This is a genomic window from Halosimplex yunnanense (genome assembly GCF_054504345.1).
Map to the genome: position 1 here is coordinate 350471 of NZ_JBTJEL010000037.1, position 19479 is coordinate 369949.

Sequence of the window (19479 nt, forward strand, 5' to 3'; positions counted from 1 at the left end):
CCGTCTTTCAGAGTATCGACACCAGTGATCCGAGTAACGGATCGTAGATCGGTCGCGATCGACTTCGATATCGGGAGGGCACGCTGTCGGATCGACAGGACACTCTCTTTCCGGCATCCCGTACCGAGGGCACGATACTTCTGATCGCTTCGGGAGCGATGCTGTCGGTCCGCGGGGATCGAACGTGATCATTTTTTACCCATCCCGGAGAGCACACGCGTATGGACGTTTACGGCATCATCGGGAATCCCGTCGAACACTCGCTGTCACCGCCGCTGCACCAGGCTGCCTTCGACCATCTGGGCATCGACGCCAAGTTCGTCACCTTCGAGGCCGATCCCGACCGGATCGAGGAGGCATTTCAGGGCGCGGAAGCGCTCGGTATCGACGGCCTGACGGTCACGCTGCCGTTCAAACACGACGCTTACGAGTTCGTCGACCCCGAAGAGTCGGTCGAGCGCGTCGGCGCGGTCAACACCATCGACTTCACCGACGACGGTCCGATCGGGTACAACACCGACATGACGGGGACGCTCCGGGCGTTCGAGCACCACGACGTCGATCTCGACGGCGCCACTGCTGTCGTGGTCGGGGCAGGCGGCGCGGCCCGCGCACTCGCATTCGGGTTCGAGGAGGCCGGCGCCAGCGTGGCGGTCGCGAACCGGACCGAATCGAAGGCCCACGACCTCGCCGACGAGGTCCCCGGCGCGACGGGCCACGGCCTCGACGAACTGCCGGACCTGATGGCCGACGCCGACGTCGTCGCCAACGCCACCAGCGTCGGCCTCGAATCGGACGAGTCGGTCGCGCCCGCCGACGCCTGGCACGGCGACTGCGTGGCCTTCGACGCCGTCTACAAACCGCTCGACACGACGTTCCTCACGGACGCCGCGAACGCCGGCGCCCAGACCATCGACGGCGCGTGGATGCTGCTGTTCCAGGGCGTCGACGCCTTCGAGACGTGGACCGGCGAGGACGCGCCGGTCGACGTGATGAACGAGGCCCTCCGGAGTCACCTCTAACCATCTTTTTCCGGCGGGCGTGTCCTCGCGCCCGAAGGGCGCTGCGGGCACCCCGACGCAAAAACATGGGTGAAAAAGCGCGAGCAGCTCCGCCGCTCGCGTGAACCGTGCGCCGTAGGCACGCGGATGCGGGACGGCGATTCAACAGACCACAGTGGCGCGCGCTGTCGCGCGTCTCGTCGCGCGACGGCATCGTGCGAGGGATGACTGAGCGAGCATCGCGAGTGAAGGAATCGGCTGGGGAGGGGTGTGGCCGTCTGCGGTGCTGTGTGGTGTGATTGCGGTTCCTGGTGGACTGAAAGGGCGAGGCGGGCTCGCGTTCATGTAGTCGCCTGAGCGGGCACTATCCGCGCGGGCGGTGCCGAGAGCGCGGATATCCCGTCTCAGCGACCGCGAGCGCGTCGAGGGCTTTCAACGCCTGTTGTTCCCGGGGGTCGCGGTCTCAGTTACTGCTAGCGAGCGCGCCGAGGGCTTTCATCGCTTGCTGTCTGCTGTGGTCGATCCGTCGGCTAGCGAGTGCGCCGAGGGGTTCGAAGATGCTCGCTACCCGCCATTCACGGCCACTCTCACAGTCACTTATATGTCCGAGACGCCGGAACGTACTGGGGGATCCAGAATGAAAGGACTCGAAGGTAAGACCGCGCTCGTGACGGGCGCAGGATCGGGAATCGGACGCGCGTCCGCACGTCGGTTCGCCGAGGAAGGAGCGAACGTCGTCGTCGCGGACCTCGACCCAGAGACAGCGAAAGAGACGGCCGAAGACATCGTCGACCGAGGCGGGGACGCGATCGCCGTCGAGGTCGACGTCTCCGACACGGCGTCGGTCGAACGCATGGTCGACGTGGCGGTGGAGACCTACGGCGCGCTCGACTTCGCGCACAACAACGCGGGCATCCTCACCGGGTTCGACGAGACGACGGCCATCTCGGAGGCCGACTGGGACCGGATCGTCGACGTGAACCTGAAGGGGGTCTGGGCGTGCATGAAAGCCGAACTTCCGGTGATGCTCGATCAGGGGAGCGGCGCCATCGTCAACACTGCTTCCGAGTCGGGGCTGGTCGGGATCGCGGGACTCTCCAGCTACTCGGCCAGCAAACACGGCGTGGTCGGTCTCACGAAGTCGGTCGCGCTGGAGTACGCCGGCCGCGGCGTTCGCGTCAACGCCGTCGCGCCGGGACCGACGAAGACGAACATCCAGAACAGTTTCCTCGGCGCGGGCGACTCGTCGCTGCTGAGTCGGGTGCGACGGGCCGTCGAACTCGTCAGAACCGCGATCCGGACCCTCACGGCCGACTACGACACGTCAGCCATGCGGGACGTGCCGATGGACCGCATCGCCGACCCCGAGGAGATCGCCGGCGCCGTCGCCTTCCTCTGCTCGGACGACGCCTCGTACATCACCGGACACACGATCCCCGTCGACGGCGGGCAGGCGGCCGACTGAACGGCCCCGGACTCGATCGACCACGCGTTTGAAAACGAGATTTGGACGAACGCCGGGCTCGACAGTCGTTACTCGGCGCCGGATTCGCGCAGTCGCGTCCCGGAGATCAGGAACCAGCCCTGACCGTAGAGATTCACGGCCTGGGGGGCCTCGGGGCCGCCGGGCATGGCGGCGTTGCGCTGGACGGCGCCGTCGTTGGTGACGGCCGTCTTCGCCGCGCTCATCGCGCGCTCGGCGTGTTCGCGGTACTCCTCGTCGAGCAGGCCGCGATCGACGGCCTCGGTGAAGGCGTAGGCGTACTGCATGGTCCCCGACGTTTCGAGGTACATCGACGGGTCGTCGATGAGGTGGTGCCAGAAGCCGCTGCGGTCCTGGTACTCCGCCATGCTCAGGAGGTGGTCGGTGACGATCTCCTCCAGCCGATCGCGCTCGGGGTGGTCCTCGGGGACGTAGTCGAGCGTGTCGAGGATGCCGTTGGCCATCCAGCCGTTGCCGCGGAGCCACAGCGAGCCGTCGGGGTAGCTGTCCGGCGTCTCGCGCCAGATGTGCCGGTAGAGGTCGGACTTGGGGTCGACAAGGTGCTCGTGGTGGACGAGGATCTGGTCGACCGCTTCCTCGATCGCCTCGGGCGTGTCGGTGATCTGGCCGTAGCGGGCCATGAACGGACACATCATGTAGACGGCGTCGATCCACAGTTCGATGTCGTCGATGTGGTGGGAGATGCCGCCCGCCTCGCTGCGGGGGGCGTCCTCGTGGAAGTACTCGAACTGCCGCCGGGCGGCCTCGAGGAAGTACTCGGGGCCGTCGTCCTCGTAGACGTCGAGGACGAGGTAGCCGAACGCGCCGGCGTCCGGGACCGGGCGGAAGATCCGGTGTTCGTCCCACTCGGGGACGACGTCGATCGAGCCGTACGCGAGCTGGCCCTTCGTCGACTGCGAGCGGACCGCCTTGTCGATGTACTCCTCGGCGATCTCGGTGTGTTCGTCGTCGTCGGTGGCCAGCAGGCCGCGGAGGACCATCGGCCGTTCGCCCTGGATGAACTCCTCGAAGTCGAGTCCGAGGGTGTACTCGGCGACGGTCGGCAGCAACTCCTCGAGTGTGCGCTCTGTGGGCATACTACCCAATGTGAGCGGCCCTCTCTTAAGAGCGAGGGGATCACTCCCACGGGCGGTTACGGGAGAGCGCGCCAGCGGGCGAGTCGCGGGCTAGCGCATCTCGTCGAGCGCGACGACGGTATCGGACATCAGCCACGCCGTCTCGCTGTCCTCGCGTTCGATACTCAGGGCGAAAAACGAGTCGCGGCCGTCGTCGACAGTGACGTGATAGGCATCGGTCGTCAGAGGGCCCGGCGCGTCCGGGTCGGAGTCAGTGGAGGTCACACCCACCCTCACCGATGCCCACGGATAACCCGCTCGATCTCCATCCGACCGTGATAACGATCGTGTTATCTTGCTCTCGACATAGATTGAATTCTTATGAAAATAGGAGATATAGAAGAGCCACATTCGATCGGAGAACTTCGGTAAGCGGACTCATCTCGCAATAGAGTCGGTACTATGTGGAACGAGGTTACTACCGAGTTTCGGTCACTCACCCCAACGTGAAATCACGAATCACCGTACAGGACTCCGAATGGGGGAAGTATAGTACACGGTTTGGTATCGTGCGTAGGGCTACCGGTATTTGTATCGTAATACAGACTATAAACAATACAAGACAGCATACGAATTTGTGTTATTCAGCGTCACTTCCCGGCTAAGATGGTCGCCGTCTGCGGGTTGCCGTGGTCGGTTCGGGAGGAGAGTTCGACGACGAGTAGCCTTCCTATGCGAGATGGGATCACGACACAGGAGGAATACGCTGGGGGGAAGCCCGTCGCTGCCACGATCGGACGCGAGATCATCGGGCCGTGCCCGATGCCGAGGTCGCCGAGGTTCGGCAAAATCGGAAAGACGTCCCGCCGATCCCGACGAGGAACGTGCTGACGACGACCGCGAGCACGGCAGATCGCCGGGAGTCCATCACGTCCTCGTTCAGCCGGCTCGGATAAGTAGTACGGGCAGCGAGTCCGCGATACAGCGACTGCTCTCGGTGTCGCAACGACCGGCCGAGCCCGCGGGTGACAGGCCCGGCCGAACGAAGGTGGCGGCTGTCCCGCCGGGGACGGGACAGCCTGGCGCCGGCAGCGCGGTGCTGCCGGCTCCGTGTCGGGTCGCGGGTGGGGTTGTCGGGCACGCGGACGGCAAGCGCCGGGTGGAGGGCGCGCGCCGACCGCACGCCGACCAAGGAGCCGTCGGGTGATAACGACACCTGAAACTAAAACAGAATTTTCACCGACCGAGTTACTGGTCGCGAGGGGCCGACGGTCCCGCGACGGGACTGCCTCCTTCCGACGTGTACGGCTCGCTCTCGGCGTTCTCGGGGCTATCGACGTCGAGATCGGGATCGCCGCGACTGGCCAGTCGCTTGGCGACTACCGTGGCGATGACTGAGAGGACTACGCTCGCGGCCACGAGCGCGACGACCCGATTGCGCCCGCTCCCGCCGTCGTCAGTCGACTCAGCGGAGGGTTCGGCGGCGGTCACGGGGGCCGACTTCCCGGAGCGGGTTTCCGAGTCGCGTCGCGGGGCGGCCGGCCGCTCCGATCGGCCCTCGTCGTCGCGGTCGGACGTCGTGGCCGGACCGAACTGCGCGCCGTCGAGGTGGACTTCGAACAGCGTGACGTTGTCGAATGCCATACGTCTCTCACGCCCCGCGAGAACTTAAATAGCGAGCGCGAAATTGCAGCGTCCGACAGCGCCGCCCCGACTTTCCGCCGTCCCGGAGCTACCGTGGCGCCCTCGGGCGTTTTCGTCCGAACGTGTCGATGGAGATACCAGAACGGTTAACCGCCGCATGGCCCAACTCCCGGGCGATGAACCGACGGAGCTTCCTCCACTCCGCGACGGGCGCCGCGGCGCTCGGACTCGCCGGTTGTCTGAACGACGGCGGCGAGGGCGACGCCACGGCGACTCAATCCACTGGATCGCCGCCCGACTCGACGGTCTCCCCCACCGACGAGCCGTCCACGGCCGAACCGACGGCCCCCCCGACACCGACCCCCGAAGGGCCGAGCGGCGTCTACGTCCAGTCGTTTCGCGAGACGATGGTGATGCCGGGGACGGCGACCGCGGGCGACTACCGATTCGCCCTGCTGGTGGCAGTTCCCCACCGCTTCTGGACGGTCACCCTCGACGAGCGGTCGGTGACGTCCATCCGCGAGAGCGACGACGTCCACCTGATGGCGGCCGTCTGGGACCCCGAGACGGGGACCGTCCTGCCCGACTCGAACCTCTCCGTGGAGATCGCCCGCGACGGCGAGTTAGTCTCTCAGGAGGTCATCTACCCGATGCTCTCCCAGCGTATGGGCTTTCACTACGGCGCGAACTTCGAACTCGACGGCGACGGCACCTACACCGCGCGACTGAGCGTCGGCGGCGTCAGCGCGCGGACGACCGGCGATTTCGCCGACCGCTTCGGCGACGGCGAGCGCGTCGACGTCGAGTTCGACTGGTCCAAGCAGACGCGCGAACAGCTCCAGACCGAACAGCTCGACGAGGCGGGCAAGCGCGGCGCGCTCGCCCCGATGGAGATGGGCGAGCTCCCCCAGCCGCTGGCGGCCGAGCCCGCGGATCTCCCCGGCACAGTCGTCGGTACCGGCCGCAGCGACGACGCGAAGCTCGTGACGACGCACCTCGCGGCCGACGCAGTGAGCGGGCTCACGGACGGCGACCCGTACCTCGCGGTCTCGGCCCGGACCCCGTACAACCGGCTGGTACTGCCCGCGATGGGGCTGTCGGCGACGATCTCGCGGGACGGCGAGACGGTCTTCGAGGGCGAACTCCGCCGGACGCTCGACCCCGAACTGGGATACCACTACGGCGCGGCCGTCCCGGAAGCGCCCCGGTCGGGCGACGAGATCACCGTCTCCGTGGACACGCCGCCCCAGCTGGCCCGCCACGAAGGCTACGAACGCGCGTTCCTCCAGATGAATCAGGTGACGCTCACCGTCTGACATGACGGAGCGCATCTCTCTCCGGCTCGGCGCCGTCCTCGCAGTCGCCCTCGTCCTCGCGACGCCGCTCGCGGTCGCGACGGTGCAGGCCCACGGCGATCACGTCGCCGCCGACTCGCAGGTGACCGGTGACGGCACCGTCGTCGTCGAGACGGTCTCGGCACTGACGCCCGGGTTCGTCGTCCTCCGGGCCGACGACGGAGGCAGACCCGGCGACCCGATCGGCCACACCTACGTCGGCCGGACGCCCGATATGACCTACATGTCGAGCGTCCCCGTCGAGATAGACGAGTCCGTCTGGGCCGAGTGGTCGGGCAACAGGACGGTCTGGGCGGTCCTCCACGACGACATGGACGGCAACGAGGAGTTCGACATCGGCACGGACACCTCCGCAGCGATGCGCAGTCGCGCGGCGCGGACGGAGATCACCGTCCGGAAGAGCGACGGCGCGGAGGCGCGGGTCCTCGGAATGCGCTTCGACCCGCAGCCGGTCGGCGACGGAAACCTCACCGTCAGGCGAGTCGATCTCGCCGAATCCGGCCACGTCTCGGTCAGCCCGGTCGGGACGAACGAGACCATTGGAACGCGCTCGCTCCCCGCAGGGAGCCACGAGAACGTGACGGTCCCGATCGACCGGTCGTACGTCGCCGAGCAACCGACGGACTTCCGCGTCCACGTCGCCGCCCACCGCGACGACGGCGACGGCGCCTTCGGTCCCGAGGACCCATCGATCACCGCCGGCGACCGGACCGTCGGTACGTACATCGTGGTCGCGCCCGACGACGAGGCCAGCGGCGGACCGGTGATCAACACGCCGACGGTGACGACTGCGCCCCCCGCATCGGCGACGCCCGAAGGGTCGGATACCGCCACGGAATCTCCCACGGCGACGGGTTCGCTGCCTCCGGGGTCAGCTACTGACGCGACGCCCGACGGGGCCGATGCCGCGGGCACTACGGCGGACGACGGCTCCGGATTCGGCGTCGCACTGGCAGCGCTGGGCGTCCTGCTCGGGATCGGGGCCGCCGTACGCTCGCGCCGCGAATAGTCGAACCGGGCGGTTTGTCCGGTCCCGCCGGTCTCCGGCGCGAACCTGCGCCTGCCGCGCGTATGGATGGAATCGCAACGTCCATTTCCGAGCGGTCCTGTATTCACAGTGATGGCTCCCCGCACGACCGACCCCTCCCGGCGCGAGTTCGTCAAGGCCGCGGTCGCTATCGGCGGGTCCGCGGCGCTGTCGGCCTGTCTCGACCGCGAGGACGACGCCGCGACCCCGACGACCACCGATCCGGCCCGCCCCTCCCGCCAGCACGCCTGGAACGACGCGCTCTCGACCGACGAGCACGGCAACCACGTCCCGCCGCGCCACCACCTCCTCCTGTACCTCGATTATACCGGCGCCGGGACGCCGACCGACGACGATCGCGGCCGGGCGGAGGCCGCATTCCAGTCGCTGGAGCGCGCGTTTGCCCGCAGCAGCGACGGCCTGCTGTTCACCGTCGGCTACGCCCTCTCCTACTTCGAACGCTTCGACGCCGCGCTCCCCGAGGGCGTCGACCTGCCCGCGCCCGAGGCGCTGTCGACCTTCGAGGACCCCGCGCTCGACGACCCGGACGCGATCGTCCACCTCGCCAGCGACAAGGGATCGGCCCTCCTCGCCGCCGAGGAAGGTCTGTTCGGCGAACGCAACGAAGTCAACGGCGTCGAGATGGAGACGGACCTCTCGGACGTGTTCGCCGAGGCGTCGCTGGCCGACGGCGGTCCCGCCCGTCGGACGGGTTTCGTCGGCGAGGGTCTCCCCGCGGAGCACAGCGACGTAGAGGGCATTCCGGATCCGGAGGCAGTCCCCGAGGACGCCCCGCTGTTCATGGGCTTCGAGTCCGGCTTCGAGAAGAACCAGGCCAGCGAGGACCGTGTGACGATCACCGACGGCCCCTTCGCCGGCGGTACGACGCAGCACGTCTCGAAGCTTCGACTGCGACTGGACGACTGGTACGGCGAGCAGGACCACCACGACCGCGTCGCGGAGATGTTCTGCCCCGCCCACGCCGAGGAGGGGCGCGTCGAGGGGACCGGCGCGAACCTCGGGAACGACAACGGCGTCGGCGAGTGCGTCGACGACATCGAGGCCCACGCCCGGGAGTACGGGCGCGTCGGCCACGCCCAGAAGAATGCTCGCGTCCGCGAGGACGGCTCGCCCATCATCCTCCGCCGGGACTTCGACTCGACGGACGGCGGCGAGGCCGGCCTGCACTTCCTCGCGCTGCAGGAGGAGATCTCGGACTTCGTCGCCACCCGCTCGGCGATGAACGGCACGGACCTGACCGACAACCCGGCGGTCCGCCAGCGGGTCAACAACGGCATCCTGGAGTACGTCTTCGTCCGGCGGCGCGGCAACTTCCTCCTGCCGCCCCGGGAACATCGGTCGCTCCCCCGGCCGGACCCGTGAATCTGTGGGCGCGACTGCGGTCGGACGTGGACGACTGCGTTCGACCCGTTCGCGTCGCCTAGACGTAGTCGCCTTCGACGGTCACCGTGATAGCCTCGTCGTCGACGACGAGGTCGTAGTGGCCGGGCTGGACGCGGTGGCCGTCGTCCGGCGCGTAGACGCCCAACTGTTCGACGGGAACCTCCAGCGTCACGGTGGCGGACTCGCCCGCGTCGAGGTCGACGCGCTCGAAGGCCTGGAGTCGCCGCTCCGGCATGACGAGCGATTTCGACTCCGTCGTGCTGTAGATCTGCACGACCTCGGTGCCGGCGCGGTCGCCGACGTTCGACACCGTCACGTCGAGTTCGACGGTGTCGCCGGGGCCGAGTACTTCCTCGGAGACGGCGAGCTTCCCGGTCTCGAACTCGGTGTAGCTCAGCCCGTGACCGAAGGGGTAGAGCGGGTCGTAGGAGTCCGGATGCTCGGAGTCGCCGATAGGTCGCGGCTGGTGGAGGTGGTCGTGGTGGACGTCCACCTGCGTGCCCGAGCGCGGGACGGTGATCGGGAGCCGACCACTGGGGTCGTTCTCGCCGACGAGCGTCTCCGCGATGGCCTTGCCGCCCATCGTCCCCGGGAAGTACGCCATCAGGACCGCTTCGGCCTGCTCGTCGAGGCGCTCGACGGCCAGCGGGCGGCCGGTGACGAGCACGCCGACGACGGGCGTCCCCGTCTCGACGACCGCATCGACCAGTTCCTGCTGGGCCTCCGGGATGTCGATCTGCTCGCGCGTCGGGAACTCGCCGGTTTCGGTTCGCGGGCCGCCGGCGCCGAACTCGTGGAGGTACCAGCCCTCGCCGAGCGCGAGGACGGCCACGTCCGCATCGGCGGCCTGCTCGGCGGCCGCATCGACGTCGCGGGTCTCGTGGAGGCCCGCGCCCTGCTCGTGAGTCACGTCGCCGTCGACGTGGGCGCGGATCTCCTCGAGGATCGTCGTCCCGTCGACGTGTTCCTCGGACTCGACGGACCAGCCGCCGACCTGATGGACGAGGTCGTCGGCGTTCGGTCCGCCGACGAAGACGTCCTCGTCGCCCGAGAGGGGGAGGAAGTCGTCGTTCTTACAGAGGGTCAGCGAGTCGCGGACGACCTCCAGCGCGGTCTGCTGGTGATCGGCGGCGCCGACGGTCTCGAGGGCGTCCTCCTTGTCGACGTAGGGGTCCTCGAACAGCCCCATGCGGAACTTGCGTTCGAGGACGCGTTCGACGCTCGCGTCGAGGACGGACTCGGCGAGGTCACCGGACTCGACGAGGTCGACCAGTTCCTGGGCTTCGAGGTCGTTCCCGACGGAGGCGACGTCGAGGCCGGCGGTCCGCGCGTCGTAGGTCGCCTCGCGCAGGTCCGCGGCGGTCTTGTGGTCGTCGGTGAGGTGGCGGACGCCGCCCCAGTCCGAGACGATGGTGCCGTCGAAGCCCAGGTCGCCGCGGAGCAGGTCGGTGAGCCATCGGGCCGAGCCGTGGACCGGCTCGCCGTTGATCGAGTTGTAGCAGGGCATCACCGACTCGACGCCGGCGTCGAGCGCCGCCTCGAACGGCGGGACGAAGGTGTTGCGGAGCTTGTACTCGGAGACGTCGACCGGCGCGGCGTCCTCGCCGCGCTCGGGCTCGCTGTAGGCCGGGAAGTGCTTGGCCGTCGAGACGACCGTGTCCTCGGCCTCCAGCCCGTCGCCCTGATAGCCCCGCACCTTCGCGGCGGCCATCTCGGCGACCAGTCGGGGGCTCTCGCCGAAGGTCTCGAAGACCCGGCCCCAGCGGGGATCGCGGCCCACGTCGCAGGTCGGCGAGTAGTTCTGGTGGGCGCCGGTCGCGGTGATCTCGGCGGCGGTGATCGCCGCGCCCTCCTCGATGGTCTCGGGGTCCCACGTCGCCGCCGCACCGAGGCCGTTCGGGAAGACTGTCGCGTCCGCGACGTACGCGTGCCCGTGGACGGCGTCGACGTTGAGAAAGAGCGGGATGCCGAGTCGCGTCTCCTCGGTCGCCACCCGCTGGAGTTCGTTGACGATGTCGACGATCTCGCCGACCTCGGTCCCCGCTGAGCCCCCCCACCCGAAGGGGGCCGCACAGCCGAGGTGATTGTCCCTGATCAGCTCCTTCGTGTCCTCGACGTCGAGATCGCGGTGCATCGACCCCGCCCACGTCCCCACGAGCTGTCCCGCCTTCTCTTCGAGCGTCATCCGGTCGCGGAGATCCGCGACGCGTCGCGAAACCGGGAGTTCCGAGCGTTGATACTCTGCCTCCCGTCCACTCTCTGGCATGTTCGCATGGATATCTGTCACCTATATAAATATTGCGAGGTGCTATCGGGCGCGCCCGGGCCGCTCGCGCCCGCGGTGCCGGGAGCCGGGACCCGGTGTCGGTTGGCCCAGCACCGGCCGAGAGTCCGTCTCGGGACGATAGTCGCCGCCTACCGTGAGAGCAGTCTCCGAACCGCGGCGGAAGGCCGATCCCGAGACTGGGCCTGTTTTCCGGAGGCCGGGACGTGACACGGGGGTAGGCGAACAGTTATATACTAGAACGCGTGGGCGACCGTCACCCCGGCCACTGCTTGCGATTAGCGAGCGATCCGATTTGCGGCAGTGACGGCCGATATCCCGGAGATGATCGACATTCGGGCCATAATGTAGCGAAACATCCACAACATTTATTAACTATGGATGTACGGAATTTAGTGAGTCATGGCAAGCGATAACAGAGACTACAGCGACGTAATTAGCCGCCGTCGGTTCGTCGAGCTGACAGGCGTGTCGGGTGCTGCCGCGCTTGCAGGGTGTGGTGGCGGTGGTGGAACGGATACCCCCGGAGATGGGGACAGTGACGGTGGAGATGGCGGTGACGGCGGAGATGGCGGTGACGGCGGAGATGGTGGAGACGGCGGCGACGGCGGCGACGGCGGCGACGGCGGCGACGGTGGGTCGACCGAGGTGCAGGACGTGACGCTCGTGGGCGCGACCAACAACGGCGTCCCGTCGGACCTGCACTTCAACACGTACGCGACGCAGAACGTGGGGACGTACATGACGTACGACCTGTTCGACCAGTACATGAAATACGACGCGGCCAACGGGGAGTTCATCCCGTACGCGATCAGCGACTACACGATCGACGGGACGACGGTCACCCTCAACATCCGCGAGGACCTCGTCTGGCACGACGGCGACGACGTCACCTCCGAGGACATCCTCACGCAGTTCGAGATGCTCACGCTGGTCAACGACCCCGTCGCGGACTTCGTCGACAGCTGGGAGGCCGACGGCGACAAGACGGTCGTGCTGGAGCTGACCGGCGAGACGAACGAGACCATCTTGCTCCACCAGCTGGCCCAGCTCCGCATCGACGCCAAGTCCGAGATCTTCTCGGAGTACGAGGGCGACGCCGAGGGGCTGCAGGGGTTCACCTGGCACGGTGAGGATCAGGAAGTCATCGGCAGCGGGCCGTGGCAGTTCGAGGGCAAGGACAACCAGCAGGCCACGCTGACCCGGTTCGGCGACCACCCGGACGCCGGAAACGTCAACTTCAGCGAGTACCAGTACCTCTACCGCGAAGGCAACGAGCAGGGCCATCAGGGGCTGCTCGGCGGCGAACTCGACGTGCACATCAGCCTGTTCGCGCCGCCGCCAGTCGTCAACAACTTCCCGGACCACGTCGTCGAGGCGAACCCGCCGGCCAAGTGGGGCTACGGCATCTGTTTCAACCACGAGGACCCGCACTTCGGCCAGCGGGAGGTCCGCCAGGCGGTCGCCCACGTCGTCAACCGGCAGGCCATCGTCGACAACGCCGGGCCGAACACGAAGGTCGCGGCCTCGGTGCCCTGCGGCATCACGCCGGACGACATCGAGACGTGGATCGGCGACTCGATGGACAGCTTCGAGGACTACGGCGTCGACGCCTCACAGAACGAGCGGGCCGCGGAACTCATGCGCGAGGCCGGCTACGAGGGAGAGGTCGGCGGCTCCTGGTCGAAAGACGGCGAGACGCTCTCGGTCGAGTTCATCTCACCGGCGGGGTGGACCGACTGGACGACGGCCACCGAGACGGTCGTCGACCAGCTCACCGCCTTCGGCATCGACGCGACGGTCAACACGCTGCCGGGCAGCGACTGGACGAACGCGTTCGTCGAGGGCAACTTCAGCATGGGCGCTCGCCCGTGGACGCCCGGCGACCCGCGCTCGGCGTTCCCCTATTTCGTCCTGCGCCACCAGCTGCTCGCCACCGCGTTCGACGGCGGGCACAACTACCCGGCCGACCAGGAGTTCACCCTCTCGGGCGGCCCGAACGGCGAGGTGACGCTCACGCCGCAGTCGGCCGTCCAGCAACTCGCGACGACCACCGACGAGTCCGAGGTTCAGGAACTCATCACGAACCTGGCCTACCACAACAACCAGGAACTGCCGTTCCTGTCCTGCGTCGGGAAGCTCGAGCAGTCCTGGCTGACCAACGACGACTGGGAGGTTCCCTCGGAGGGCGACGACATCCTGCAGATCAAGTGGCCGGCCAACTGGCTGCCGCGACAGGGCGAACTGCAGGCGAAATAACGGTCCACGATAACCGTTCACACAAATTTTATTGGCGCAACTGACAACCATAATCCATGAGCAACTATTACCTGAGACGAACAGCCAGAGTGTTCGTCACCATCTATCTGGTGGCGACGCTGACCTTCGGGCTGATCCGCTTGCTGCCCGGCGGCCCGTACTCCCAGTTGCGGAACAACCTCCGCAGGCAGGGCATGTCTGCCCAGGAGATCGAGGCACGCATCCAGGCGCTACAGAACATCAACCCGAACGCACCGCTGTGGCAACAGTACGTCGATTACATCGCCGGCTTCTTCCAGGGGAACCTGGGTCAGTCGATCCACTACCAGGAGCCGGTCGCGGATATCATCGCCAGGGCCGCCCCGTGGACCGTCTTCGTCGTCGGCGTCTCGACGGTCCTCGTGTTCGCGCTGGGGATCGTCTTCGGCGCGCTGCAGGCCTACTGGGAGGGGTCGCGGTTCGACCGCGCGATGACGGTGCTTTCGATCAGCGTCATGTCGGTCCCCTTCTACGTGTACGCTATCCTCCTGCTCTACGTCCTGAGCTACCAGATGGGGGTCACGCCGACCGCCGGGACTGTCGGCTCCGATTTCCGGGGCGAGAGCCTCTCGGTCGGCTTCGTGATCAGCGCGCTCCAGCACGCGTTCCTGCCGATCCTCTCTTACACCGTCGCGGAAGCGGGGATCCAGATGCTCGCCATGCGGGGCAACAGCATCCAGATCCTCGGGAAGGACTACGTGCGCGTCGCGCGACTGCGCGGCATCGCCGACACGCGGATCGCGACGCGCTACGTCGCGCGAAACGCCGTGCTCCCGATGTACACCGGATTCCTGCTCCTGCTCGGCTTCCGCCTGGGCGGGACGGTCATCCTCGAAGACATCTTCTCGTACACGGGGCTGGGCTACTACCTGTTCGACGCGCTGGACAGCAACGACTACCCGCTGATGATGGGCACGTTCCTCATCATCACGGTGACGCTGGTCGTCGGCGTCTACGTCGCCGACCTGACCTACGGCAAGATCGACCCGCGGGTCAAATCGGGTGAGTCCAATGAAGCGTTCTGAGATGGACTCGACCGTCGGCGGCGTCGAGTGGACCAGCGACGAGTCCTCGGCACCGGAGGTCTCCCGGAGCGACCGCGCCCGGGAGTTCTACGAGGAGAACATCTACAAGCCGGCAGTCGTCGCTTGGAGCGACACGCGGACCCGCATCGGACTCCTGCTGATGAGCGTCTACGTGCTGATGGCGTTCGTCGCCATCGCGGGTCTGTGGCGCGAGCCGACCTCCAGCCAGGCGCCCGAGCGGTACATGCAGCCGTTCCAGAACTGGGCGTACCCGCTGGGGTCGACGAACTCCGGCGTGGACATCATGGCGCTGATCATCCACTCGACCGACGAGATGCTGCTGATGATCCTCGCCGGCGGCGTCTGGGCGACCGGCCTGGCCGTCGCCGTCGGCACGCTCGCCGGGTACAAGGGCGGCACCGTCGACCGCGTGTTGATGTCCTTCTCCGACCTCGTGATGGCGATCCCCGGGCTCCCGCTGGTGATCATCCTCGCGTTCACGTTCAACCCGCGCAACCCCATCTTCGTCGGGATCATCATCAACATCAACTACTGGGCCGGCCTCGGACGGTCGCTGCGCTCGCAGGTGCTGACGATACGCGAGGAGAGTTACGTCGAGGCCTCGCGCACGATGGGGGTGTCGACGCCCCGGATCCTCCGGAAGGACATCATCCCCAACCTGATGCCGTACATCACGGTCAACTTCGTGTTCGCGGCTCGTTACGTCGTGTTCGCCTCGGTGGGGCTGTTCTTCCTGGGCGTGTTGCCCTACCAGCAGACCAACTGGGGACTCACGCTCCAGCGGGCCTACTCCGGCGGCGCGCTGTTCGCCCCGGAAGCGGCCCACTGGCTGCTCGCGCCGATGCTCGCCATCGGCCTGCTGTCGCTTGCACTGATCCTCCTCGGACAGGGGCTGGACCGCGTGTTCAACCCGCGTGTCCGCACCCGTCTGGCCGGGGAGTCCGAATCGACCGCGGCCGAAGAGGACGAGGATACCTTCGGCGGGAAGGTGATGTGAGATGGCTACCACAGACCAACAATCGCACTTCACGACCGACGACCCGATCGTCGAGGTCCGCAACCTCAAGGTGACCTACGACGACGGCGAAACGTACGTGCTGGACGACGTGAGTATGGACATCGAGCGCCGGGAGATCCTCGGCGTCGTCGGCGAGTCCGGCTCGGGCAAGTCCATGTTCGCCTCGGCGATGCTCGACGCCATCCCCGACCCCGGACTGCTCAGCGGGAAGGTCCTGTATCACAAGGGCGACGGCGAGACCGTCGACGTGCTCGAACTCGACCACGAGGACCTCTACAAGTTCCGCTGGGAGGAGATCTCGATGGTCTTCCAGGGCGCGATGAGCTCGTTCAACCCCACGATGAAGGTGGGGGCGCACTTCCGGGAGACGCTGAAGGCCCACGACAAGAACGTCGAGGAGGGAATGGCGTTCGCCCGGGAACTGCTCGACGACCTCTATCTCGATGCCGACCGCGTGCTCGGCTCGTACTCCCACGAGCTCTCCGGCGGGATGCAACAGCGGGCGCTCATCGCCCTGAGCATCGTGCTCGAACCGGAGGTGCTCGTGATGGACGAGCCGACCGCCGCCCTGGATCTCCTGATGCAGCGGTCGATCCTGATGTTGCTGAAGGACCTCCAGCAGAAGTACGACCTGACGATGGTGTTCATCACGCACGACCTGCCGCTGGTCGCCTCGCTGGCCAGCCGCATGGGCGTGATGTACGCCTTCCAGATGGTCGAGATCGGTCCGCGCGACGAGGTGATCGGCGACGCCGGCCACCCCTACACGCGGGCGCTGCTGAACGCGACGCCGAACCTCGACGCGCCGCTGAAGGAGATGAAACCCATCGAGGGCCAGAGCCCCGCACCGGTGAACGTCCCGGACGGCTGCTCGTATCACCCGCGGTGCCCGCTCGCCGACGACCAGTGCGTCAGCGAGGATCCCGATTTCTACACGGTTTCGGAGGGCCACGGCGCCGCCTGTCACCACTGGGAAGCGGCACAGGCCGAGATTCCGCTGAACTTCGAGGAAGCCGGTGACTCGGGCGGCTCCGGCGACGTCGCCGCGGACGGGGGTGAGCGAATCTCCGATTCGCGAGGTTCGTCAAACTCGTCTGACGGGGGTGAGCGTCGATGAGCGATGCGCGCCAGCCCGCGAGCGGTGCGACCATCGACGACCGCGACGAGGAGCCGATCCTCTCGCTGACCGACGTCGAGGTGCACTTCGAGGAGGAACAGGGCATCGTCGAGTCCTTCCGCGAGGAGCCGCAGGTGGTGCAGGCGGTCGACGGCGTCTCGCTCGACATCTACGAGAAGGACGTCGTGACGCTGGTCGGCGAGTCCGGCTGCGGGAAGACCACGCTCGGCAAGACCTGTATCGGCCTGCAGGAGCCGACCGGGGGCACCGTCGAGTACCGCGGCACCGATATCTGGGAGGCCAAGCGCGGCAACGCCGATATCCCCTTCTCGGAGATCCGCAAGTCGCTGCAGATCATCCACCAGGACCCGGGGAGTTCGCTCAACCCCAACCGGCGGATCGTCGAGATCCTCGGCGAGCCGCTCCGCCAGACCCACCCGAACCTCTCCTCGGGCCAGCGACGCGAGCGCATCTTCTCGCTGCTCGAACGCGTCGGGATGAACCCGGCACCGGACTTCGCCGACCGGTACCCCCACCAGCTCTCGGGCGGCGAGCAACAGCGGGTCGCGCTCGGTCGCGCCCTGCTGATGAACCCGGACGTCATCCTCGCCGACGAGGCCATCAGCGCGCTGGACGTGAGCCTGCGCGTGGAGATGATGGACCTGATGCTCGAACTCCAGGAGGAGTTCGACACCTCCTACGTGTTCATCAGCCACGACCTCTCGAACGCCCGCTACTTCAGCGAGCACGGCGGCGGGCGCATCGGCGTCATGTACCTCGGCCAGATCGCCGAGATCGGGTCGGCCCAGCGGATGATCGACGACCCGCACCACCCGTACACGAACGTCCTGCGGTGGGCGACGCCGGACCTCGGCCTCGACGCCGAGCGGGCCGGCGAGCCGCCCATGCGGAAGATCGACGTCCCGGACCCCGTGGACCCGCCGTCGGGCTGTCGGTTCCACACCCGCTGTCCCGAGGCACGCGAGGCCTGCGTGGACGAGGAACCGGCACTCTACGAGGTCGAGGACGCCCAGCAGGCGACCGCTTGCTTCCGTGAACTCGAGGACCACGAGTACTGGTCGAGCCCGGAACTCGAAGACTGAACCGCCGGCGCCGACCGGTCCGACTCGCGACTTTTCTTTCGGCTGCGTCGACCCACAGTCCCGCAGTTCGGTCGCTGTGCGGTTCGCCCACCACCTTCATTGGGAGGCGTCCCCTCTCGACGGGTATGTCCGCACGCGAGACCGTCCTCAACGCGGCCTGCAGCCAGCGCGAGCAGGCCAAGCCGCTCTTGCTCGTCCTCTCAGTGCTGGCCGCGCTGCTGGTCTTCTCCCTGCTCTACCTCGAACCCAACACCGTGGCCTACAACATCGCGCTGCTCGACGTCGGGATCCTCGGAATCGGATTCGCTCTGTTCGGAGGCACGTTCTGGTACTGTACACGCCGGGAGATGGACGACGACGAATCGCTCGGCGAACGGTACAGAGAGGGCGAGACCGAGCAGAGCGAATCGTAGCGAAAGAACGCAGCTAGGGTCGGAGAGAACGATCAACTCGTCTTGGAGAACGGCTCGGTCGCAGTCGAGAACTGATGGGGCTCCTTCGAGAACTGTTGCGTCGGTGCCGAGAACCGCCGGGAAGGGCCCCGCTCGCTCAGCTCGTTTCGAGGAACTCGGCAGTCTCAGCGGCGAGGTCGCGAACGTCCTCGTCCCCGTCGGTCTCGGCGACCGTTCGCAGTCGGTCGGCCGCCTCGGTCGCACCGGCGAACCCGAGCGTCCGGATAGCGCGAGCGCGCAGCATCTCGTCGTCGTGGTCGAGGCAGTCGGCGACGGCGTCGACCGCGGATGCGACCGAATCGGGGTCGGCCTCGGCGAGCGCGCCGAACGTATCGAGCGCGGCGCCCACCACGTTCGGATCCGGGTCGTCGAGGAGCGGGACCACCTCGTCGACGAGGGGCGCGACGGCGCCGGGGTCGTCTTCGGCGACGGCGACGACGATGTTGGCGAGGGCGGCCCGCGCGACGACGCGCTTCTGGGCCTCCTCCTTGTTGGCCTGCACGACGTTCTCGGCGGCCACGTCGTCGGCCTCCTGGGCCGCTTCGGCGTGTCCCTCGAGGTCGGACTGCTCGTAGGTCCCCTCGGAGTTCGCGACGGCGGCGACGATCCGGTCGACGTAGGGAGCGACCGCGTCGGGGTGGTCGACGACGAGGTTCCCGAGGATGCGCGCGCCGACCATGCGGACGCCGCCGAGGTCGCTCTCGGCGAAGCCGACGACCGGTTCGACGTCGCTGGGCAGTTCTCCCGGGTAGGCGTCGGAGAGCGACACGAGGGCCGTACCGGCGTGGCGGGCGACGGCGAGACTCTCGTCGTCGAGTCGGGCGAGCAGATCCGCGGCGAGCGGGCGGATCGCGTCGACGTCGCGGGCCGAGAGCGTGGCACAGACGCGGGTGCCCCGCTGGCGGACGACCGGGTTGTCGGATTCGAGCGCGGCGCGCACCTCATCGCGGTCGACGTCGGTCGCGGTCAGCGATTCGAGATCGACTCCCGAAAGCGGCTCGGAAGACCCGTCAGACATGTCTCCAGACACCCCCGGCGCTCGTATATACGTGGCGGTCAGGTGAACGCAGCGTGCTGACGGGGCCGCTGTGACGCTGACGAACCGTCGATAGTCACCGTCGGGGGCGCGCGTACGCGGGAACAGAGGGGAAAGGAATTTAACTGCGTGAAT

At 67.4% G+C, this 19479-nt stretch carries 16 protein-coding genes; 11 read left to right on the forward strand and 5 right to left on the reverse strand.

Going from position 1 to position 19479, the window contains the following annotated elements; genetic code table 11:
• Positions 1–221 precede the first annotated feature (221 nt).
• Together aroE and AB2U09_RS20640 are read left to right on the forward strand one after the other, a co-directional pair.
• The gene (gene aroE / locus AB2U09_RS20635; RefSeq protein WP_459194628.1) at positions 222–1022 is read left to right on the forward strand and encodes a shikimate dehydrogenase; all 801 of its coding nucleotides are present in this window, start codon (positions 222–224) and stop codon (positions 1020–1022) included.
• A gap of 616 nt (positions 1023–1638) precedes the next feature.
• Entirely contained in the window at positions 1639–2466 is an 828-nt protein-coding gene (locus AB2U09_RS20640; RefSeq protein WP_459194629.1) for an SDR family NAD(P)-dependent oxidoreductase, read from the forward strand.
• A 68-nt stretch (positions 2467–2534) separates the two neighbouring features.
• On the opposite strand, the gene AB2U09_RS20645 is transcribed toward AB2U09_RS20640, so the two are convergent.
• The 3 genes from AB2U09_RS20645 to AB2U09_RS20655 form a co-directional block, all read right to left on the reverse strand.
• Entirely contained in the window at positions 2535–3581 is a 1047-nt protein-coding gene (locus AB2U09_RS20645) for a glycoside hydrolase family 88/105 protein (RefSeq protein ID WP_459194630.1), read from the reverse strand.
• A 90-nt stretch (positions 3582–3671) separates the two neighbouring features.
• The gene (locus tag AB2U09_RS20650) at positions 3672–3845 is read right to left on the reverse strand and encodes a hypothetical protein (RefSeq protein ID WP_459194631.1); all 174 of its coding nucleotides are present in this window, start codon (positions 3843–3845) and stop codon (positions 3672–3674) included.
• A 963-nt stretch (positions 3846–4808) separates the two neighbouring features.
• Positions 4809–5204: a hypothetical protein gene (locus AB2U09_RS20655; RefSeq protein ID WP_459194632.1), complete on the reverse strand. Its 396-nt coding sequence runs from the start codon at positions 5202–5204 to the stop codon at positions 4809–4811.
• A gap of 176 nt (positions 5205–5380) precedes the next feature.
• Here AB2U09_RS20655 and AB2U09_RS20660 point away from each other — a divergent pair, with 176 nt between their 5' ends.
• The 3 genes from AB2U09_RS20660 to AB2U09_RS20670 all read left to right on the forward strand — a co-directional run bounded on the left by AB2U09_RS20660 (position 5381) and on the right by AB2U09_RS20670 (position 8969).
• Positions 5381–6520 (forward strand): DUF7350 domain-containing protein, encoded by a 1140-nt coding sequence (locus tag AB2U09_RS20660; RefSeq protein ID WP_459194633.1) that lies wholly within the window; start codon positions 5381–5383, stop codon positions 6518–6520.
• Position 6521: 1 nt separating this feature from the next.
• The gene (locus tag AB2U09_RS20665) at positions 6522–7568 is read left to right on the forward strand and encodes a DUF7282 domain-containing protein (protein ID WP_459194634.1); all 1047 of its coding nucleotides are present in this window, start codon (positions 6522–6524) and stop codon (positions 7566–7568) included.
• A gap of 111 nt (positions 7569–7679) precedes the next feature.
• On the forward strand, positions 7680–8969 hold the full coding sequence (locus AB2U09_RS20670; RefSeq protein WP_459194635.1) for a DUF7405 family protein: 1290 nt from the start codon (positions 7680–7682) through the stop codon (positions 8967–8969).
• Between the two features lie 58 nt (positions 8970–9027).
• On the opposite strand, the gene AB2U09_RS20675 is transcribed toward AB2U09_RS20670, so the two are convergent.
• Positions 9028–11256, reverse strand: coding sequence for a glycoside hydrolase family 3 N-terminal domain-containing protein (locus AB2U09_RS20675; protein ID WP_459194636.1), 2229 nt, complete (start codon positions 11254–11256; stop codon positions 9028–9030).
• Positions 11257–11676: 420 nt separating this feature from the next.
• Here AB2U09_RS20675 and AB2U09_RS20680 point away from each other — a divergent pair, with 420 nt between their 5' ends.
• The 6 genes from AB2U09_RS20680 to AB2U09_RS20705 all read left to right on the forward strand — a co-directional run bounded on the left by AB2U09_RS20680 (position 11677) and on the right by AB2U09_RS20705 (position 18269).
• A complete protein-coding gene (locus AB2U09_RS20680; RefSeq protein ID WP_459194637.1) occupies positions 11677–13533 on the forward strand; it encodes an ABC transporter substrate-binding protein in 1857 nt (618 codons plus the stop codon).
• A 56-nt stretch (positions 13534–13589) separates the two neighbouring features.
• Positions 13590–14597, forward strand: a complete 1008-nt coding sequence (locus AB2U09_RS20685) for an ABC transporter permease (protein WP_459194638.1) — start codon at positions 13590–13592, stop codon at positions 14595–14597.
• Positions 14584–15615: an ABC transporter permease gene (locus tag AB2U09_RS20690; protein ID WP_459194639.1), complete on the forward strand. Its 1032-nt coding sequence runs from the start codon at positions 14584–14586 to the stop codon at positions 15613–15615. The genes AB2U09_RS20685 and AB2U09_RS20690 overlap by 14 nt, the downstream gene beginning before the upstream one ends.
• Before the next feature lies 1 nt (position 15616).
• Positions 15617–16753: an ABC transporter ATP-binding protein gene (locus tag AB2U09_RS20695; RefSeq protein ID WP_459194640.1), complete on the forward strand. Its 1137-nt coding sequence runs from the start codon at positions 15617–15619 to the stop codon at positions 16751–16753.
• A complete protein-coding gene (locus AB2U09_RS20700) occupies positions 16750–17856 on the forward strand; it encodes an oligopeptide/dipeptide ABC transporter ATP-binding protein (protein WP_459194641.1) in 1107 nt (368 codons plus the stop codon). The genes AB2U09_RS20695 and AB2U09_RS20700 overlap by 4 nt, the downstream gene beginning before the upstream one ends.
• 125 nt (positions 17857–17981) lie before the next feature.
• Positions 17982–18269 carry a hypothetical protein gene (locus AB2U09_RS20705; protein WP_459194642.1) on the forward strand — a complete coding sequence of 96 codons (288 nt, stop codon included), beginning with the start codon at positions 17982–17984 and terminating at the stop codon, positions 18267–18269.
• 136 nt (positions 18270–18405) lie between these two features.
• Here AB2U09_RS20705 and AB2U09_RS20710 read toward each other — a convergent pair whose 3' ends face one another.
• Positions 18406–19326, reverse strand: a complete 921-nt coding sequence (locus tag AB2U09_RS20710; RefSeq protein ID WP_459194643.1) for a HEAT repeat domain-containing protein — start codon at positions 19324–19326, stop codon at positions 18406–18408.
• Positions 19327–19479 lie beyond the last annotated feature (153 nt).